At 69.5% G+C, this 15,725-nt stretch carries 14 protein-coding genes and 1 tRNA gene; 6 read left to right on the forward strand and 9 right to left on the reverse strand.

What is annotated here, in order from left to right:
- Positions 1-134 precede the first annotated feature (134 nt).
- Positions 135-836 (forward strand): hypothetical protein, encoded by a 702-nt coding sequence (locus tag ACGFU7_RS37755; RefSeq protein WP_393702174.1) that lies wholly within the window; start codon positions 135-137, stop codon positions 834-836.
- 65 nt (positions 837-901) lie between these two features.
- On the opposite strand, the gene ACGFU7_RS37760 is transcribed toward ACGFU7_RS37755, so the two are convergent.
- Positions 902-1,411, reverse strand: coding sequence for a hypothetical protein (locus ACGFU7_RS37760; protein ID WP_393702175.1), 510 nt, complete (start codon positions 1,409-1,411; stop codon positions 902-904).
- Between the two features lie 205 nt (positions 1,412-1,616).
- Between ACGFU7_RS37760 and ACGFU7_RS37765 the strand changes: the two genes are divergently transcribed.
- Entirely contained in the window at positions 1,617-2,621 is a 1,005-nt protein-coding gene (locus ACGFU7_RS37765) for a hypothetical protein (RefSeq protein WP_393702177.1), read from the forward strand.
- A 238-nt stretch (positions 2,622-2,859) separates the two neighbouring features.
- Here the strand turns inward: ACGFU7_RS37765 and ACGFU7_RS37770 are convergent.
- The 7 genes from ACGFU7_RS37770 to galU form a co-directional block, all read right to left on the reverse strand.
- A tRNA-Ala gene (locus ACGFU7_RS37770) sits at positions 2,860-2,933 on the reverse strand.
- Between the two features lie 97 nt (positions 2,934-3,030).
- Positions 3,031-4,155: a gephyrin-like molybdotransferase receptor GlpR gene (gene glpR, locus ACGFU7_RS37775; RefSeq protein WP_393702179.1), complete on the reverse strand. Its 1,125-nt coding sequence runs from the start codon at positions 4,153-4,155 to the stop codon at positions 3,031-3,033.
- 158 nt (positions 4,156-4,313) lie between these two features.
- A complete protein-coding gene (locus ACGFU7_RS37780) occupies positions 4,314-4,925 on the reverse strand; it encodes a GNAT family N-acetyltransferase (RefSeq protein WP_393702181.1) in 612 nt (203 codons plus the stop codon).
- Between the two features lie 17 nt (positions 4,926-4,942).
- On the reverse strand, positions 4,943-5,509 hold the full coding sequence (locus tag ACGFU7_RS37785; protein ID WP_393702183.1) for a molybdenum cofactor biosynthesis protein B: 567 nt from the start codon (positions 5,507-5,509) through the stop codon (positions 4,943-4,945).
- Positions 5,506-6,006, reverse strand: a complete 501-nt coding sequence (moaC, locus tag ACGFU7_RS37790; RefSeq protein ID WP_393702185.1) for a cyclic pyranopterin monophosphate synthase MoaC — start codon at positions 6,004-6,006, stop codon at positions 5,506-5,508. The genes ACGFU7_RS37785 and moaC overlap by 4 nt, the downstream gene beginning before the upstream one ends.
- Before the next feature lie 123 nt (positions 6,007-6,129).
- Positions 6,130-7,440 carry a gephyrin-like molybdotransferase Glp gene (glp, locus tag ACGFU7_RS37795; protein ID WP_393702186.1) on the reverse strand — a complete coding sequence of 437 codons (1,311 nt, stop codon included), beginning with the start codon at positions 7,438-7,440 and terminating at the stop codon, positions 6,130-6,132.
- Positions 7,441-7,444: 4 nt separating this feature from the next.
- Complete coding sequence (gene galU / locus ACGFU7_RS37800; protein WP_393702188.1) at positions 7,445-8,347, reverse strand: UTP--glucose-1-phosphate uridylyltransferase GalU; 903 nt, start codon at positions 8,345-8,347, stop codon at positions 7,445-7,447.
- A gap of 105 nt (positions 8,348-8,452) precedes the next feature.
- Between galU and ACGFU7_RS37805 the strand changes: the two genes are divergently transcribed.
- Positions 8,453-9,040: a 5-formyltetrahydrofolate cyclo-ligase gene (locus ACGFU7_RS37805; RefSeq protein WP_393702289.1), complete on the forward strand. Its 588-nt coding sequence runs from the start codon at positions 8,453-8,455 to the stop codon at positions 9,038-9,040.
- On the opposite strand, the gene ACGFU7_RS37810 is transcribed toward ACGFU7_RS37805, so the two are convergent.
- Positions 9,030-11,780, reverse strand: coding sequence for a penicillin acylase family protein (locus tag ACGFU7_RS37810; RefSeq protein WP_393702190.1), 2,751 nt, complete (start codon positions 11,778-11,780; stop codon positions 9,030-9,032). The genes ACGFU7_RS37805 and ACGFU7_RS37810 overlap by 11 nt on opposite strands.
- Positions 11,781-12,069: 289 nt before the next feature.
- Here ACGFU7_RS37810 and ACGFU7_RS37815 point away from each other — a divergent pair, with 289 nt between their 5' ends.
- The 3 genes from ACGFU7_RS37815 to ACGFU7_RS37825 all read left to right on the forward strand — a co-directional run bounded on the left by ACGFU7_RS37815 (position 12,070) and on the right by ACGFU7_RS37825 (position 15,685).
- Positions 12,070-13,608 (forward strand): potassium/proton antiporter, encoded by a 1,539-nt coding sequence (locus ACGFU7_RS37815; RefSeq protein ID WP_393702291.1) that lies wholly within the window; start codon positions 12,070-12,072, stop codon positions 13,606-13,608.
- A gap of 382 nt (positions 13,609-13,990) precedes the next feature.
- Positions 13,991-15,274, forward strand: coding sequence for an MFS transporter (locus ACGFU7_RS37820; protein WP_393702191.1), 1,284 nt, complete (start codon positions 13,991-13,993; stop codon positions 15,272-15,274).
- Positions 15,275-15,340: 66 nt separating this feature from the next.
- The gene (locus ACGFU7_RS37825; protein WP_393702193.1) at positions 15,341-15,685 is read left to right on the forward strand and encodes an FmdB family zinc ribbon protein; all 345 of its coding nucleotides are present in this window, start codon (positions 15,341-15,343) and stop codon (positions 15,683-15,685) included.
- Positions 15,686-15,725 lie beyond the last annotated feature (40 nt).

Below are 15,725 nucleotides of genomic sequence, written 5' to 3' on the forward strand. Positions count from 1 at the left end.
TGCTCTCCCAGGCCCCTTACCGCACAACGGACATGACGCCACGTCACTCACGAGACCGGCGAACCGGACCAATCCCAATCACGCAATGCCCCTGCATTGCCCGCGACCCTCTGGCATGGCTGGCGCCAGAGGTGATGACGCGATACCTGCTCGCACGGACGAAGCTCGAAGGCAGTTCCGTCCAGACGTACCGGAGCATCCTCCTGCGCATCCGCGAGGCTTTGCTGTGGTTGGAGTACGGCCAGCAGCCCACGCCCCGAATGAGCGCCAAGCGCCAACGCGCCACCCCGTACACCCCGCCGGAACTCGCCCGCTACCTGATGTGGGCCCGCACACTGCCCCCTACCTCCACCCTCGGCGGCAGCGCCCTGGCCCTGCTGGCCCTCGGCGCCGGCTGCGGACTGGCACGCCGCGAGGTACTGGCCACCCGCGGCACCGACATCACCGTGCTGCCGTCGGAGGCGGTGGTCGTCGCAGTACCGGGCAGCGATCGGCTGGTGGTCTGCCGAGCAATGTGGGAGGAGGGCATCGCCGCAAGGGCGTGTGCCGCAGGTGACGAATACCCGTTCCTGCCCCAACGCCAAGTCGCCGACCCGAAGAACGGTGTGTCCAACTGGGCCGAGCGGGCGTTGAAGGGTGCATCGGGGCTTCCCGAACTGAAGCTGGCCCGGCTGCGCAGCACCTGGATCGTTGAGCTCCTTCGCCAACGTGTCCCAGAAGATGTCATCGCCAGGGCGGCGGGCATGAAGTCGACCGCCGCCCTGGCCCCCTACCGAGCATCGGTCCCCCCGCTCACCACCGCGGCCACCGCCCGCATGCTGCGCGGCTCGGCATGAGAACGCCCGCCGATGACCCCCGCTATCAACCTGGCAACGGCCGCCCCCGCCGCCCGTACCCGCGCTCACACGAGCCGTCCGAGATGGCTGACAGCACGGTCATGAAGCTTCGGCGCACGCTCCATCAGAGCGGCGTCGTTGAGATGATCGAGGCCCAGTTTGCAGGGCTGCAGGGCCCACCCGGATACACCGTCCGTCTGGTTCTGCTCGGTCTGGTCTGCGCGAGCTACGAGAGAACCAGTGGCAACCTCGACGACGCCTTCGAGATCATGACGTTCGGCACCAGCGAGCGGCTGCGCGCCCACCTCGCCATTCCGACCTGCGACATCGAGGACCAGGACGCGGTCAACGCGCTCTACAACCGCTTCCACCGCGCCTGGACTCGCATGAACCGGCTGCTGGACGCTGCACCGCGCCAGCGCCGCAGCCGGCTTCCCAGGGCAGCAGGCCGCAAAGTGGCCGCTCAGTGGAACGGTGAACACGGACAGCCCGCTCTCCGCCGTCTGGAAGAACTCGCCAACCGGCTGGTCACCGCCCCGGTACGCATCGCCTTCGTGAAAGGTCTGATGCGTCACTGGCGCGGCGACACTGCGATCGACACCACCTGCGTGCCAACTTGCGCCCGTCCCCCACACGCGCAAGCGCTCCGCTCTGGAGGCGAGCGCAAACTGGCATTACAAGGGGGGCGGCGACCGGGAGTTCGGCTACAGCGCCACGCTCGCCATCGCGGCCCACGCCGACCCGGACCGAGCCGGCCGTTACCCACAGCTGATCCTCGGCATGGTGCTGCACACGCCGGAGAAGGACATGGGCCGCCACGCCCACTACGTCAGCGCTGTGCTGGCGCAGATCACCGAACTCCGTGGCTTCACGGCGGCCGACCGCGCCTACACCAAGCTCCTCCCCGAGAACTTCCACCGGCCGATGCGCGCCCTTGGCTACATGCCCGTGCTCGACTTCACTGAGCCCCAGGTCACCTCCGCCAGGGCGGAAGGCCATCACCAGGGCGCGATCACGAAAGTCGGCCGGCTCTTCTGCCCCCTCACGCCACGCCGCTTGCTCGACCTGTACTCGCAGATCCGCAGCGCCAAGAACGAGCGTGAACGCATCCCGCTTCGAGAGCGGCTGCAGGAGATCGAGGCGTACGCACTCACCCGTAAGGACACACTCGACGATCGCGGAACCGAGCGGTTCGCCTGTCCCATCACCAAGCTCAACTGCCCTTGGGCACAGGAGCGTGAGGGCCGCGGCGCACCATCGAAGAAGGGGCCCGTACCGGTCGCCATCAACCTCGATGCCCACAGGGAGCGCACCGCGCACCCCGCCAGCCGGCCCACCGTAGAGCCCCCAACCCTGCCGCTCGCCGAACGCCCCAAATGTTGCCGCCAGTCCTCCGTCACCGTGCAGGCGCACGTCATGCCCCGCACGCGCCAGGAGCTGCCTTGGCAGACGCCCTCCTGGGCCCTGGCCTACCAGACGCTGCGGGCTCACATCGAAGGTGGCAACGGGCGGCTGAAGTCCGTCGACTCCGCCCTGCACGCCCGCGAGAGGCGTCAGCCTCGTGGCCGTGTCGCCCAGACCCTCCTGTCCGCCATCACCGTCATGGTCCACAACATCAAGGAACTCGAGCAGTACCTGGCCGCGAGCAAGCAGAACGCGATCACAGGCCTCGACCTGGAGCCGAACGATGTCCTTCTGCCCTACCCGACGATCATCTTGACGGTCCCGCCCCGCTCCCAGGCGCTGAGCCGTAGCCCCCTGAGCGGGCACGTTCCGGGTAATTGAAGATCGACACGTCGCGAGACCGCAGGAGTCTGCCTCCACGCCTGCGGTCCCCGCGGCATGTCCGCATCCCGACCCCCGGTCCGTTCCGACGCGGGCCGCCGCGCTTCCCGGCGGCCCGGCAGGCTGACTTTCACACAAGCAGGAGCTCAAACGACGAGATCCCGGTCAGACGGTGACCGTCTGACCGGGATCTCGTGAACCGTTCCGGGATGAACCCGTGAACGACCCTGCGGTGCGGTGGACCTGTGGGGATTTGAACCCCAGACCCCCTCGATGCGAACGAGGTGCGCTACCAGACTGCGCCACAGGCCCTTGCAACGAGTGAAACTTTAGCACCCCCACGGGGGTGCTCGGAAATCCGGTCCTTGCTGGTCAGCCGAGTCGGTGCCGCAGTGGGGCCCGAAGGGGCTCACTCGTTGGCGGCACGGGGGCGTTCCCCGTCCTCGTACTGGTCGAAGAGCGGGGTCCGGCCGCGGTCGCGGGTGCGGCGGGACTGGTTGGTGCGCTGGCGCGGCGCCGGGTCGACGGGGGGTACCACGGGGTGCGAGGTGCCCGTCTGGGTGGGTTCGGCGGTGCTGGAGCGGGCCGCGCTCCAGGTCTCCGGGTTGCCGACCTCGACGCCGCCGGTGGCGCGCGGGGCGACCGGCGCGGTGACGTACGTCGGCAGGGGGACCGGGACCGGCTCCCAGCTGTCGCCCTGGCCCCGGCCTCGTTCGCGCTGCTGGTCGACCCATTCCGCATGGTCCGTCTGCTCGACCAGGGCACGGCGGCCGGCCTCCTGCGGGGAGACCGCGGGCGCGGGCTCGGGCTCGGGGCGGCGCGCTTCGGGCTCCTCGTCGGCCTCGGCGGGGGCCGCCGCGGCCGGCTGGTGCCTGCGGGGACGGTTCTCGCGCAGATGCTGCGCCGCCACCTCGGCCCGGCGCCGGTCCATGGTGAAGGCGAACCGGCGTCGCTCCTGTGCGCGCAGATGCACGATGTACGTGCTCAGCAGCACCGCCGGAACCGCGGGCGCCCAGAGGAAGCCGAGGCCGCCGACCGCCGCGACGACCGCACCGAGGGTGAAGGCGAGGAAGAGGACGACAGTGGTACGCCGACGGCGCGCGAGGACCTGGAGGCGCTGGGCACGCCGGACGCGCTCGGCGTCCGCCCCGCCGGGACGCGGGCGCGCGCGCCGCGCGGGACCGGGTTCGGGGCGCTCCCGGTCCGCGCGTACTGGCGTGCGCGCCGGGTCGTGCACTCGGGCTTCGGTATGCGCCGGGGGCGCGGCGAAGGCCCGGACGTCCACGGAATCCATTCGGTCCGTGACGACGTCCGGGTCGGCGTCGGGCCCCGCCTCCTCGGTGGTGCGCTCCCGCAGCTCCTTGGCGTACCGGCGCTCCATGGCCGCCCGTCCGGACAGCAGCCGGATGGCGGTGCTGAAGCGTTCCGTCGGACGGGCTTCATTGAGCTCGTCCTGCCTTCGGAGCCACATCGGCACCAAGTAGGCGGCCCAGGCCCCGACGATGACTGCATAGATGAGGCCGCTGCTGCTCACGTCTCACACCGTAGAGGGGTTTGCGCGGGGGCATCCGCCAATTGGCCCGGTGTGTCGCACGATCCGGCTGATATCAAGGACTTTTTTTGTGATTGTTCAGATCAGCAGTGGGTGTTTGCGCGCTCGTTTGCGGCCATACGCCGATCGATATCGAACACTTATTTTATTTCCCGTGGCGTTCCGGGTCGTGCCTGGTGCCAGCGCCGGAGCAGCCCGTCGGGTACTTCCTCCGCGGTGAGCGCGTAGATCAGATGGTCCCGCCAGGCGCCGTCGATGTGGAGATAGCGCGGACGCAGACCTTCCTCACGGAATCCCAGTTTCTCGACGACCCTTCTGCTGGGCCCGTTCTCCGGCCGAATGCACACCTCGATGCGGTGCAGTCCGACCTTGCGGAAACAGTGGTCGACGGCGAGGGCGACCGCGGTCGGCATCACACCGCGGCCCGCCACGTCCTGGTCGACCCAGTAGCCGATGTGGCCCGAGCACATCGAGCCCCAGGTGATCCCGGCGACCGTCAGCTGGCCGACCAGACGGCCCTCGTACTCGATGGCGAAGGGCAGCATCCGGCCCGCGTTGGCCTCGGAGCGCAGATGACGGACCATCTGGCGGTAGGTGGGGCGCTGGGCCATCGGGCCACCCGGGGCGGGCGGCGGCACGGTCGCCTCCCAGGGGCGCAGCCAGTCACGGTTGCGCCGGTTGACCTCGCGCCACAAGCGCTGGTCGCGCAGCTTTACCGGACGGAGGGTGATCTCGCCGTCGTTGAGGACCACCGGCCAGGTCGGGACGTTCAGCTCGGGCTCCCGGGTCGGGGGTGATCGCCGCCGCGAAGCTGGTCGACGGCGTGCACCAGGAGACGTGCGAGGACGGCGAGGCCGTCGCGCACCCCGCCGGTGGAGCCCGGCAGGTTGACGATGAGTGTGTGGCCGGCGACGCCCGCGAGGCCGCGGGAGAGCGCGGCGGTGGGCACCTTGTCGCGGCCCTCGGCGCGGATCGCCTCGGGGATGCCGGGGATCTCGTGGTCGAGGACGCGGCGGGTGGCGTCGGGGGTGCGGTCGGTGGGCGAGATGCCCGTACCGCCGGTGGTGACGATGACGTCGTACCCGGCGGCGATCCCGTCGCGCAGCGCCTGTTCGACCGGGTCGCCGTCGGGCACGACCTGCGGCCCGTCGACGGCGAAGCCGAGCTGTGTGAGCGCCTCGGAGATCAGGGGGCCGCCCTTGTCGGCGTAGACACCGGCCGAGGCGCGGTTGGAGGCGGTGACAACGAGAGCGGCGTACGGGGCGGTCGGCGCGCCACCGAGCGGAGCCCCGGGCAGTGGGTCGTCGCCGGGCTGCCCGGTTCCGGGCGCCGTCATGCGTCCGCTCCGTCCACCTCGGTGCGCCGGTAGTCGCCGGACTTGCCTCCCGACTTCGACTCGACCCGTACGTCCGTGATGACCGCCGACTTGTCGACCGCCTTGATCATGTCGATCACGGTGAGCGCGGCGACCGAGACGGCGGTCAGGGCCTCCATCTCGACGCCGGTGCGGTCCGTGGTCTTCACCGTGGCGGTGATCTCCACCGCGTCGTCGGCGACGCTCAGGCCGACCTCGACGCCGGAGACGGCGAGCGGGTGGCAGAGCGGGATCAGGTCGGGGGTGCGCTTGGCGCCCATGATCCCGGCGATTCGGGCGGTGGCGAGGGCGTCGCCCTTGGGGACTCCTTCGCCGCGGAGCAGCTCGACGACGCGCGGCGAGACGAGGACCCGGCCGGACGCGCGGGCCACCCTCGCGGTGACATCCTTCTCCGAGACGTCGACCATGCGGGCCGCGCCCGCCTCGTCGATGTGCGTCAGCCTGTTCTGCGTACTCAACTAACTCCGCCTCGCGGTAGGGCGCCGGTTGCCCGCTCGGCCCGCACCGGGGTGCGGGCCGGGGGCCCGGGGGTGTCCCCGGGAAGGCACAGCGGCAGATACCGTACCGCCACCGCCCGCGGATCAGCGGAGCAGGATCACCTCGGTGTCCGCGCCGGGCTCGGCGGAGGTGACGTCCTCGGGCAGCACGATCAGTGCGTCGGCCTGGGCGAGAGCGGCGATCAGATGCGATCCGGAGCCGCCGACGGGGGTGACGGTGCCGGCCTCCGCGTCGTACGTACCGCGCAGGAACTGGCGCCTGCCGGATGGCGAGGACAGCGCCTTGTCGGTGTTCAGCGTGGCCCGGGCGGTGGGGCGGTTCACGTCCTGAAGACCCATCAGGGCACGGATCGCGGGCCGTACGAACAGCTCGAAGGAGACATACGACGAGACGGGGTTGCCCGGGAGCGCCAGCAGCGGCGTGTGCTCGGGGCCGATCGAGCCGAAGCCCTGCGGCTTGCCCGGCTGCATGGCGAGCTTGCGGAAGTCGATGCCGCTGCCGGGCTCGTCCTCGTCGCCCACCGGTGACAGGGCTTCCTTGACGACGTCGTACGCGCCGACGCTGACGCCTCCGGTGGTGACGACGATGTCTGCGCGGATCAGCTGGTCCTCGATCGTGGCGCGGAGCGTGTCGGCGTCGTCGGTGACGGCGCCGACCCGGTAGGCGATCGCTCCGGCGTCCCGGGCGGCGGCCGTCAGCGCGAAGCTGTTCGAGTCGTAGATCCGGCCGCCGGTCAGCTCCTCGCCCGGCTGCACCAGTTCGCTGCCGGTCGAGATGACGACGACGCGCGGCCGGGGCCGTACCTTCACCGTCGAGCGGCCGATCGCGGCGAGCAGCCCGATCTGCGGCGGGCCGATCACCGATCCGGCGCTCAGGGCCAGATCGCCCGGCTTGACGTCGCTGCCGCGGGCCCTGACATGGGCGCGGGCCTCGACGGGGCGGTGGACACGGACCTCGCCGCCCGCGTCCTCGGGGGCGTCCCGGTGGGCGCGCATGGTGTCGGCGGGGCCGCCGCCCGTACCGCCGTCGGTCCACTCGACCGGGATCACGGCCTCGGCGCCGGCCGGCAGCGGGGCACCGGTCATGATGCGGGCGGCCTCGCCCGGGCCCACTCTCCGGTCGCCGGGCAGCCCGTCGCTGCCCGCCGCGACGTCACCGATGACGGTGAGCACCGCGGGGAACTCCTCGTCGGCACCCTCGACATCGGCGACGCGGACCGCGTACCCGTCCATCGAGCTGTTGTCGAAGGGCGGCAGGGCGATCTCCACGATGACGTCCTCGACGAGGACGCAGCCCTGGGCGTCGTGCAGTTGCAGCTCGATGGGTTCGAGCGGTCGCACCGCGCCGAGAATGTCTTTTAGGTGCTCGTCCACCGACCAGATCGTGCTGCTCAAAGTGCTACATCTCCTCGGTGACGTAACTGCGGAGCCAGGCCCTGAAGTCCGGGCCCAGGTCTTCACGTTCGCACGCGAGTCTGACAATGGCACGGAGGTAATCGCCGCGGTCGCCGGTGTCATAGCGGCGTCCCTTGAAGACGACGCCGTGCACGGGGCCGCCGATCTTCTCGTCCTCGGCGAGGAGCTGCAGGGCGTCGGTGAGCTGGATCTCGCCGCCGCGGCCCGGCTCGGTCTTACGCAGTATGTCGAAGACGGCCGGGTCCAGGACATAGCGGCCGATGATGGCGAGGTTGCTGGGTGCGTCGGCCGCGTCGGGCTTCTCGACCAGGCCGGTGACGCGCACCACATCGCCCTCGGCGGTGGGTTCGACGGCCGCGCAGCCATACATGTGGATCTGCTCCGGCGCGACCTCCATCAGCGCGACGACACTGCCGCCCTCGCGCTCCTGGATCTCGACCATACGGGCCAGCAGCGGGTCGCGCGGGTCGATCAGGTCGTCGCCGAGGAGGACCGCGAACGGCTGGTCGCCGACGTGCGGTGCGGCGCACAGCACGGCGTGGCCGAGGCCGCGCGGGTCGCCCTGCCGGACGTAGTGCATGGTGGCCAGGTCGCTCGACTCCTGGACCTTCTGGAGCCGTTCGGCGTCTCCCTTGCGGGTGAGCGCGGACTCCAGTTCGTAATTGCGGTCGAAGTGGTCCTCAAGGGGGCGCTTGTTGCGGCCGGTGATCATCAGGACGTCGGAGAGACCGGCGGTCACCGCTTCCTCGACGACGTACTGGATCGCGGGCTTGTCGACGACAGGCAGCATCTCCTTGGGAGTGGCTTTGGTGGCCGGCAGGAAGCGGGTACCGAGGCCTGCGGCCGGGATGACAGCCTTGCTGATCCTGGTGTGCGACTGAGTCATGCGCAGAACCATATCCGGTGCGAATGGGCGGAAGATGAGGCTCCGGTTAACTTTGTACGCGTATATACACATACAAGAGATCCAAGGTGCCCGTTGAACACCGACATGTCCCAAAAAGCGCTTCTCAGGCGTGAACTGCTGGCCGCGCGGCGCCTTCTGGCCAGGGAAGACGTGGAAAACGCCGCGACGGTTCTGTCCCGGGGCGCATTGAGCCTTCCGGAGTTGTCCGGGGCCCGCACCGTCGCCGCGTATGTCTCGGTGGGGAGCGAGCCGGGCACCCGCACCCTGCTGGACGCGCTGCGTGAGCGGGGCGTACGGGTGCTGCTGCCGGTGCTCCTCGCGGACAACGATCTGGACTGGGCGGCGTACGAAGGAGCCGGCCGTCTGGTCCGGGCCGGGCGCGGGCTGCTGGAGCCGGACGGGGAGCGGCTCGGTCCCGACGCGGTTCTGGACGCCGACGTGGTCCTGCTGCCGGGCCTCGCGGTGGACGCGCGCGGGATGCGGCTCGGTCGTGGCGGCGGCAGTTACGACCGGGTGCTGGCCCGGCTCGCCGCGGCGGGGGCGCATCCGGCGCTGGTCGTCCTGCTGTACGACGACGAGGTGGTCGCGCAGGTCCCTGAGGAACCGCACGACCACCCCGTGGACGTGGTGGTGACACCGGCCGTGATCCGCCGGTCGGACCCTACGGTTTGAGGGTCAGGGTGTCGGTCGTCGACTTGGTGACGGCGTTCCGCCCGAAGGACCAGTCGAGCAGTTCACCGTTGACCCACTTGTCGGTCTGATCGGTGTAGTGCGCGCTGAACGCGTGCCCGGAGGCGCCGGTGAGGTTGATCCAGCGGGACTTGTCCCAGTCCCCCACGTTGACGACCATCCGCATCGACGGAACCCAGACGACGTCGTAGCCGCCCGCCGCGTTCCAGCCGCTGGCGTTCACCGCGGCCTCGCCGCCGCCGAGGTTCCACGGACCGCGGTTGAGGACCCGCTGGAGCAGACCGGGGCCCTCGGTGCCGAGGGTCTGGTTCTTCAGGGTCAGCTGGTGCAGCCGGCCCCAGCTCCAGGTGGTGATGTCCTTGCCGAGCTTGGCGGTCAACTCCCAGCGGGCGTCCTCCATGGCGCGGGCGAAGAGCTCGTCCCGGTTCTCGGTCGCCTCGTCCCGGCCGCTCCTCGGCGACTTCCACCAGTCGCTGTTCGGGCGGTCCATCAGGTCGGCGACCACCTGATACCAGCGGTCACCGCCGTCCGGCTGTGCCGTGTCCGCGTCGCGCCGGCCGCACTCGCGCACCAGCTTGTCCTGCTCGTCGACCGGGCCCGAGGTGTCGGCCCGGGGCACGTTGAGGCACTCGCCCTTGACCCGCAGCTCCTTGGGCAGCTTGTTACCGAAGGACAGCTTGAGGATGTTGCGCCAGACCGCGTTGAAATACGCAGCTGCGGCCGAGTCGGACTCCTGGGTGTAGTCCCAGCCCTCCAGGAGCTTCTGTGCCTCGCGGACGCTCTTGTCCGAGATATTGATCTTCATCAGCTCGGGCACCAGCAGCGCGGCGATCGCGCTGGTGTTGTCCATCTGCATCTTCTGCATGTCTTCGGTCGAGATCTTCCCGCCGCCCTTGATCTTCGACTGGATGAGGTCGTTGATCCGCTGGCTGCGGGCGCCGTAGCCCCAGTCCTCGGTGAGCAGGTGGGGATACTTCTTCTCGTCGATGACGGGCTGGTTGGCGGTGACGATGTAGCCGCGCTTCGGGTCGTACTCGTAGGGCAGCTCGTCGAACGGGACCGGCTTGTCCTTCCAGCCGTACGCCGAGGACCAGCCGGGGCTGGGCATCGTGCCGTTGCCCTGGAGACGGACCGGGATCTTTCCGGGGGCCTGGTAGCCGATGTGACCCTTGGTGTCGGCGTAGATGAGGTTCTGCGAGGGAACCTCGAAGTCCGCGGCCGCCTTGCGGAAGGACGGGAAGTCCTTGGCCCGGTTGAGCTCGAAGACCGCGTCCATGGAGTGGCCGGCGTCCAGCGCGGTCCACTTCAGGGCGACCGCGTAACCATCGGCCCGGTCCGGGGCCGCGTTGGTGACGGGGGCCTTCTGGCCGACCTTCTCCAGTTCGCTGCTGCGGTCGGAGACCAGCGGACCGTTGTTGGTCTCGCGGACGGTGATCTCCCGGCTCTTGCCGCCCGCGACCTTGATGGTCTCCTTGCGGACGGTGAACGGCTTGACCTTGCCGTCGTACAGATAGCCCTCGCCGGAGACCTTCTCCAGGAAGAGGTCGGTGACGTCCGCGCCGAGGTTGGTGAAGCCCCAGGCGATGTCCTGGTTGTGGCCGATTATCACGCCGGGCATGCCGGAGAAGGTGTAGCCGGCAGTGTCGTACTGGCACTTCGCCGTGATCTCGCGGCAGTGCAGGCCCATCTGGTACCAGAGCGAGGGCAGCTGAGGCGCCAGGTGCGGGTCGTTGGCGAGCAGCGGCTTGCCGGTCGTCGTGTACTTGCCGGAGACCACCCAGGAGTTGGATCCGATGCCGCTGCCGTTCGGGCCGAGCAGCGCCGGGATCTGGTCGAGGGTGTCGGAGAGCGAGGAGAGCTGGGTGTTCAGGCCCTCGGTGGCGCCCGCCGCGGTGTTCGAGCCGATGCTCGTCGACGGTGTCGCGTCCGGATCGAACTTCCCGGTGACCGAGGAGATCGCGCCCTGGCTGACGATCGGCTCGTTCGTTTTGTACGGATACTCCGGGTAGAGGTCCTCGATCTGCTTCGTGTCGAGCCTGCTGGTCATCAGCGAGCGGTCGATCTCGTCCTGCATGTTGCCGCGCAGGTCCCAGGCCATGGCCTTGAGCCAGGCGACCGAGTCGACCGGGGTCCACTCGGCCGGCTTGTAGTCGTTGGTGAGGCCGAGGGCGGCGTATTCGACGGAGATGTCCTTGCCGTCGCGCCCCTTGAGGTAGGCGTTCACGCCGTCCGCGTACGCCTGGAGGTTCTTCTTGGTCTCCGGGGACAAGACCTTGTCGTACTCCTCCTGGGCGACCTTGCGCCAGCCGAGCGTGCGCAGGAAGGAGTCCGTCTCGACCTGTCCGGAACCGAACATCTCGGAGAGCCGGCCTGCCGTCATATGACGGCGGACGTCCATCTCCCAGAAGCGGTCCTGCGCCTGCACGAAGCCCTGGGCGCGGAAGAGGTCGGCATCGGAGTCCGCGTACAGCTGCGGGATTCCATAACTGTCGCGCTCGACGTCGACGTTGCCGTCGAGGCCGTCGAGCTTGATCGAGCCGGTTGTCTGCGGGTACGAGGCCCGCACGGTTGATACGGACCAGAACGCGCCGTAACCGATACCCGCGACAAGCGCCAGCACCAGAACGATCACGATCAGGCGGGCACGTCGCCCCTTCTTCCTGCCGGTCTTCCCACCGGCGGAACCGGTGGTGCCGGAAGAGGCGGTTGTGTTGGCGGGCATCGCTGTCCTTCGAGGGGCAGGTGGTCCTGGGAGTGCAGGAGCAACCATAGGCGCAGCGCCTGGGCGGCTCTGACGCGGCATCGGCATGGTTCGAATTGCACAGCGATCGTACGAATGATCGAGCGCGTCAAGAAAACGTTAAAGATTAGGTAAGGTAACGAAGTACTGGCCGTCGATGGCCGATGCCGAGGGTCGATTCGGCAGGCGTTACGCAGGGAAGGAACGGCCACTGACTGTCCACGCGCTCAACGAACTCCTGCTCGCCTGCTCACTCGTCCTGCTCGTCGCCGTGGCGGCGGTGCGCATCTCGTCCCGCAGCGGGCTCCCCAGCCTGCTCCTGTACCTCGGCATCGGGATCGCCATAGGGCAGGACGGCATCTTCGACGTCAAGTTCGACAATGCGGAACTGACCCAGGTGATCGGCTATGCCGCACTTGTCGTGATCCTCGCCGAGGGCGGCCTGGGCACGAAGTGGAAAGAGATCAAACCCGCACTGCCGGCGGCCGCGATGCTCTCGATCGTCGGCGTAGCGGTGAGCGTCGGCGTCACCGCGGCCGGGGCCCACTACCTGGTCGGCCTGGACTGGCGGCAGTCGCTGATCATCGGCGCGGTCGTCTCGTCGACGGACGCCGCCGCGGTCTTCTCCGTGCTGCGCAAGGTGCCGCTGCCCGCCCGGGTCACCGGTGTGCTGGAGGCCGAGTCCGGCTTCAACGACGCCCCCGTCGTGATCCTGGTGGTCGCCTTCTCGACCAAGGGACCGGTGGAGAGCTGGTACGTACTGGTCGGCGAGATAGCCCTGGAGCTCGCGATCGGTGCGGTCGTCGGTCTCGCCGTCGGCTGGCTCGGCTCGTTCGGACTGCGTCATGTGGCGCTGCCCGCGTCCGGTCTGTATCCGATCGCCGTGATGGCGATCGCGGTGTCCGCGTACGCGGCGGGCGCCCTGGCCCACGGCAGTGGCTTCCTCGCCGTCTATCTGGCCGCGATGATCCTCGGCAACGCCAAACTGCCGCACTGGCCCGCCACCCGCGGCTTCGCCGACGGGCTCGGCTGGCTGGCCCAGATCGGCATGTTCGTGCTGCTCGGACTCCTGGTCACCCCGCACGATCTGTACGACGACTTCTGGCCCGCGGTCATCGTGGGACTGGTGCTGACCGTGGTGGCACGCCCACTGGAGGTCTTCATCTCGCTGGCGCCGTTCCGGCTGCCCTGGCAGGAGAAAGCGTTCATGTCCTGGGCGGGGCTGCGCGGCGCCGTACCCATCATCCTGGCGACCATTCCGATGGTGTCCGGAATCGATGGCTCCGCCCGGGTCTTCAACATCGTCTTCGTGCTCGTCGTCGTCTACACCCTCATCCAGGGCCCGACCCTGCCCTGGATGGCAAAGGCCCTGAAGATCACCGACGATCCGGCCGAGGCCGCCGACCTGGGCATCGAGTCGGCGCCGCTGGAGCGGCTGCGCGGCCATCTGCTGTCCGTGGCGATCCCGGGGAAGTCGAAGATGCACGGCGTGGAGGTCGGGGAGCTGCGGCTGCCCGCCGGGGCCGCCGTCACCCTGGTCGTTCGGGACGCAAAGAGCTTCGTACCGGCGCCGTCGACCGTGCTGCGGCGCGGCGACGAACTGCTGGTGGTCGCCACCGACCCGGTACGCGACGCGGCGGAGGAACGGCTGCGCGCGGTCGGCGAGGGCGGCAAGCTCGCGGGCTGGCTGGGGACGAGTGGCAGCGGTGGCGAGAGCCTCGCCGGGCCTCATGTGGCCCATGATGTGGCGCACGCGCTGAAGGCCGTGAAGAGGCTGGGGAAGGCCGACGGGCCGAAAGCGCGCCACTGAGAGGCCCGCCGGGGCTGCGGGCTGTGTACTACGTGCTGCGTGCTGCGTGCTGCGTGCTGTCGATCCGAGGCGGGGGCGGTGGTCCTGCGCACAATCAGAGGTGCGCAAGGACATCCGCCTGTATCATGAAGGAAACCTGATCGACCCCTGCAGTGGGGTCGGCCAACCCGATCGACCAACCTGAACGACCAACTCTGCCTGATGCAGAGCTGGCGCGACCGTATGGCGGTCGTGGCGTCCTCCGCCTCTGCTGAGCGCCCGGCATCTACCGCAGTTCCGCGCGAAGAGGACAGCTCTCGGCAGCACCCGCACGAGCCCGCACCACCTGTGCCGGCCCGGACCTGCGGGGGCTCGGCCACCAGGCGGCAGAAAGGCATGGACCGTGGCGTCCACGGTCTCCGACCGCCCCGGTTACGGGCAGTTGCTGCGCACCCCCGGTGCGTGGACGTTTCTCCTGCCGGGCTTCGCCGCACGGCAGCCCTTCGCGATGCTGACGATCGGCATCGTGCTACTGGTTCAGCACACCACCGGCTCGTACGGCAGCGCGGGCTCCGTCGCCGCCGTGACCGGTGTCTCCATGGCTCTGTTCGCACCGCAGACCGGCAAACTCGCCGACCGTTTCGGCCAGCGCGCCGTGCTGCTGCCCGGTGTCCTGGTGCACACGGCGTCCGTATCGGTGCTGACGGCGCTGGCGCTGGCGGACGCGCCCCTGTGGGCCCTGTTCGCGGCGGCCGTGCCGACCGGTGCGTCCGTTCCGCAGATCGGGCCGATGGTACGGGCCCGCTGGGCGGCCGTCCTGGGCGCGGCACCGGGCCGCAAGGCCTCGCCGCTGATGTCCACCGCGGCCGCCTTCGAATCGGTGACGGACGAGTTCACCTTCGTCATCGGCCCGGTGCTCGCCACCGCACTGTGCACAGGAGTGCACCCGGCGGCCGGTCTGATCACGGAGGCCGGGCTGACCCTGGTCGGCGGGCTGCTCTTCGCCGCGCAGCGCCGCACCCAGCCCGCGGTGCGCAGCACCGCGTCCGGCACCTCCCAGCGGCATGCGTCCGCCCTGTCCATACCGGGTGTACGGGTGCTCGCGGTGGCCTTCCTGGGGATCGGCGCGGTCTTCGGCGGTATGCAGGTCTCGCTGACCGCCTTCGCCGAAGAGATCGGCCGGCCCGGGGCGAACGGTCTGCTGTACGGGGTCTTCGCGGCCGGCAACATGCTGGCCGGGATCGCCTGCGGCGCCATCGCCTGGAAGAGCGGGCCGCGGCGGCGCCTGATCGCCGGGTACGCGGCACTGACCCTGACCGCGTCCGGACTGTGGGCGGTGCACTCCGTGCCCCTGCTGGCCGGGCTCGGACTGCTGGTCGGGCTCTCCATCGCCCCGGCCCTGATCAGCGGCTACACACTGGTCGAGGCGCTGGTGCCGGGGTCCGCGCGGACCGAGGCGTTCACCTGGCTGACGGGCTCGGTCGCCCTCGGCCAGGCGGGTGCGGTGACGGTCGCCGGGCGGCTCGCGGACGCCCACGGCGCGAGCACCGGTTTTGTGGTGCCGCTGGTGGGGACCGTACTGGCGCTGGTCACCCTGCTGGCACTGCGTTCCAGGCTCGCACCGGCCGCTTCGGGACGGACCGTGGCACGTGGTGTCGGTCACCGGGAGCCGGTCACGGTGGACTGATCCAGCGGAATACGTCAGTATGGAGCGTCGTTAGCACTCATTGAGTGAGAGTGCCAGGAGGAGCAAGTGCCGACCTATCAGTACCAGTGCACCGAATGTGGCGAGGGCCTTGAGGCGGTGCAGAAGTTCACCGATGATGCCCTGACCGTGTGCCCGAGCTGCGAAGGACGCCTGAAGAAGGTGTTCTCGGCGGTCGGCATTGTCTTCAAGGGTTCCGGTTTCTACCGGAACGACAGCCGTGGCTCGTCGTCGAGCAGCACGCCGGCGTCGTCCTCGGCGAAGGCGTCCGGTTCCGATTCATCGTCGTCGTCGACGGGGTCGGACACGAAGTCGTCCGCTTCCTCCTCGTCCGCCGCGTCCTCTTCTTCGTCCTCCTCGTCGTCCTCGACGAGTGGTTCGTCGGCCGCCTGAGCCGAACCAACCGCACTTCCCCGGGGACCCCGCCGATCTG

It is taken from the genome of Streptomyces sp. NPDC048473 (assembly GCF_043200155.1).
Lineage (GTDB): Bacteria > Actinomycetota > Actinomycetes > Streptomycetales > Streptomycetaceae > Streptomyces.

Bases quoted from the DNA above. Each gene is read 5' to 3' on its own strand.
- galU (WP_393702188.1), bottom strand. From the start codon at position 8,347: ATGACTCAGTCGCACACCAGGATCAGCAAGGCTGTCATCCCGGCCGCA.
- ACGFU7_RS37755 (WP_393702174.1), top strand. From the start codon at position 135: ATGACGCGATACCTGCTCGCACGGACGAAGCTCGAAGGCAGTTCCGTC.
- ACGFU7_RS37805 (WP_393702289.1), top strand. From the start codon at position 8,453: ATGTCCCAAAAAGCGCTTCTCAGGCGTGAACTGCTGGCCGCGCGGCGC.
- ACGFU7_RS37765 (WP_393702177.1), top strand. From the start codon at position 1,617: ATGGTGCTGCACACGCCGGAGAAGGACATGGGCCGCCACGCCCACTAC.
- ACGFU7_RS37785 (WP_393702183.1), bottom strand. From the start codon at position 5,509: ATGACGGCGCCCGGAACCGGGCAGCCCGGCGACGACCCACTGCCCGGG.
- ACGFU7_RS37810 (WP_393702190.1), bottom strand. From the start codon at position 11,780: ATGCCCGCCAACACAACCGCCTCTTCCGGCACCACCGGTTCCGCCGGT.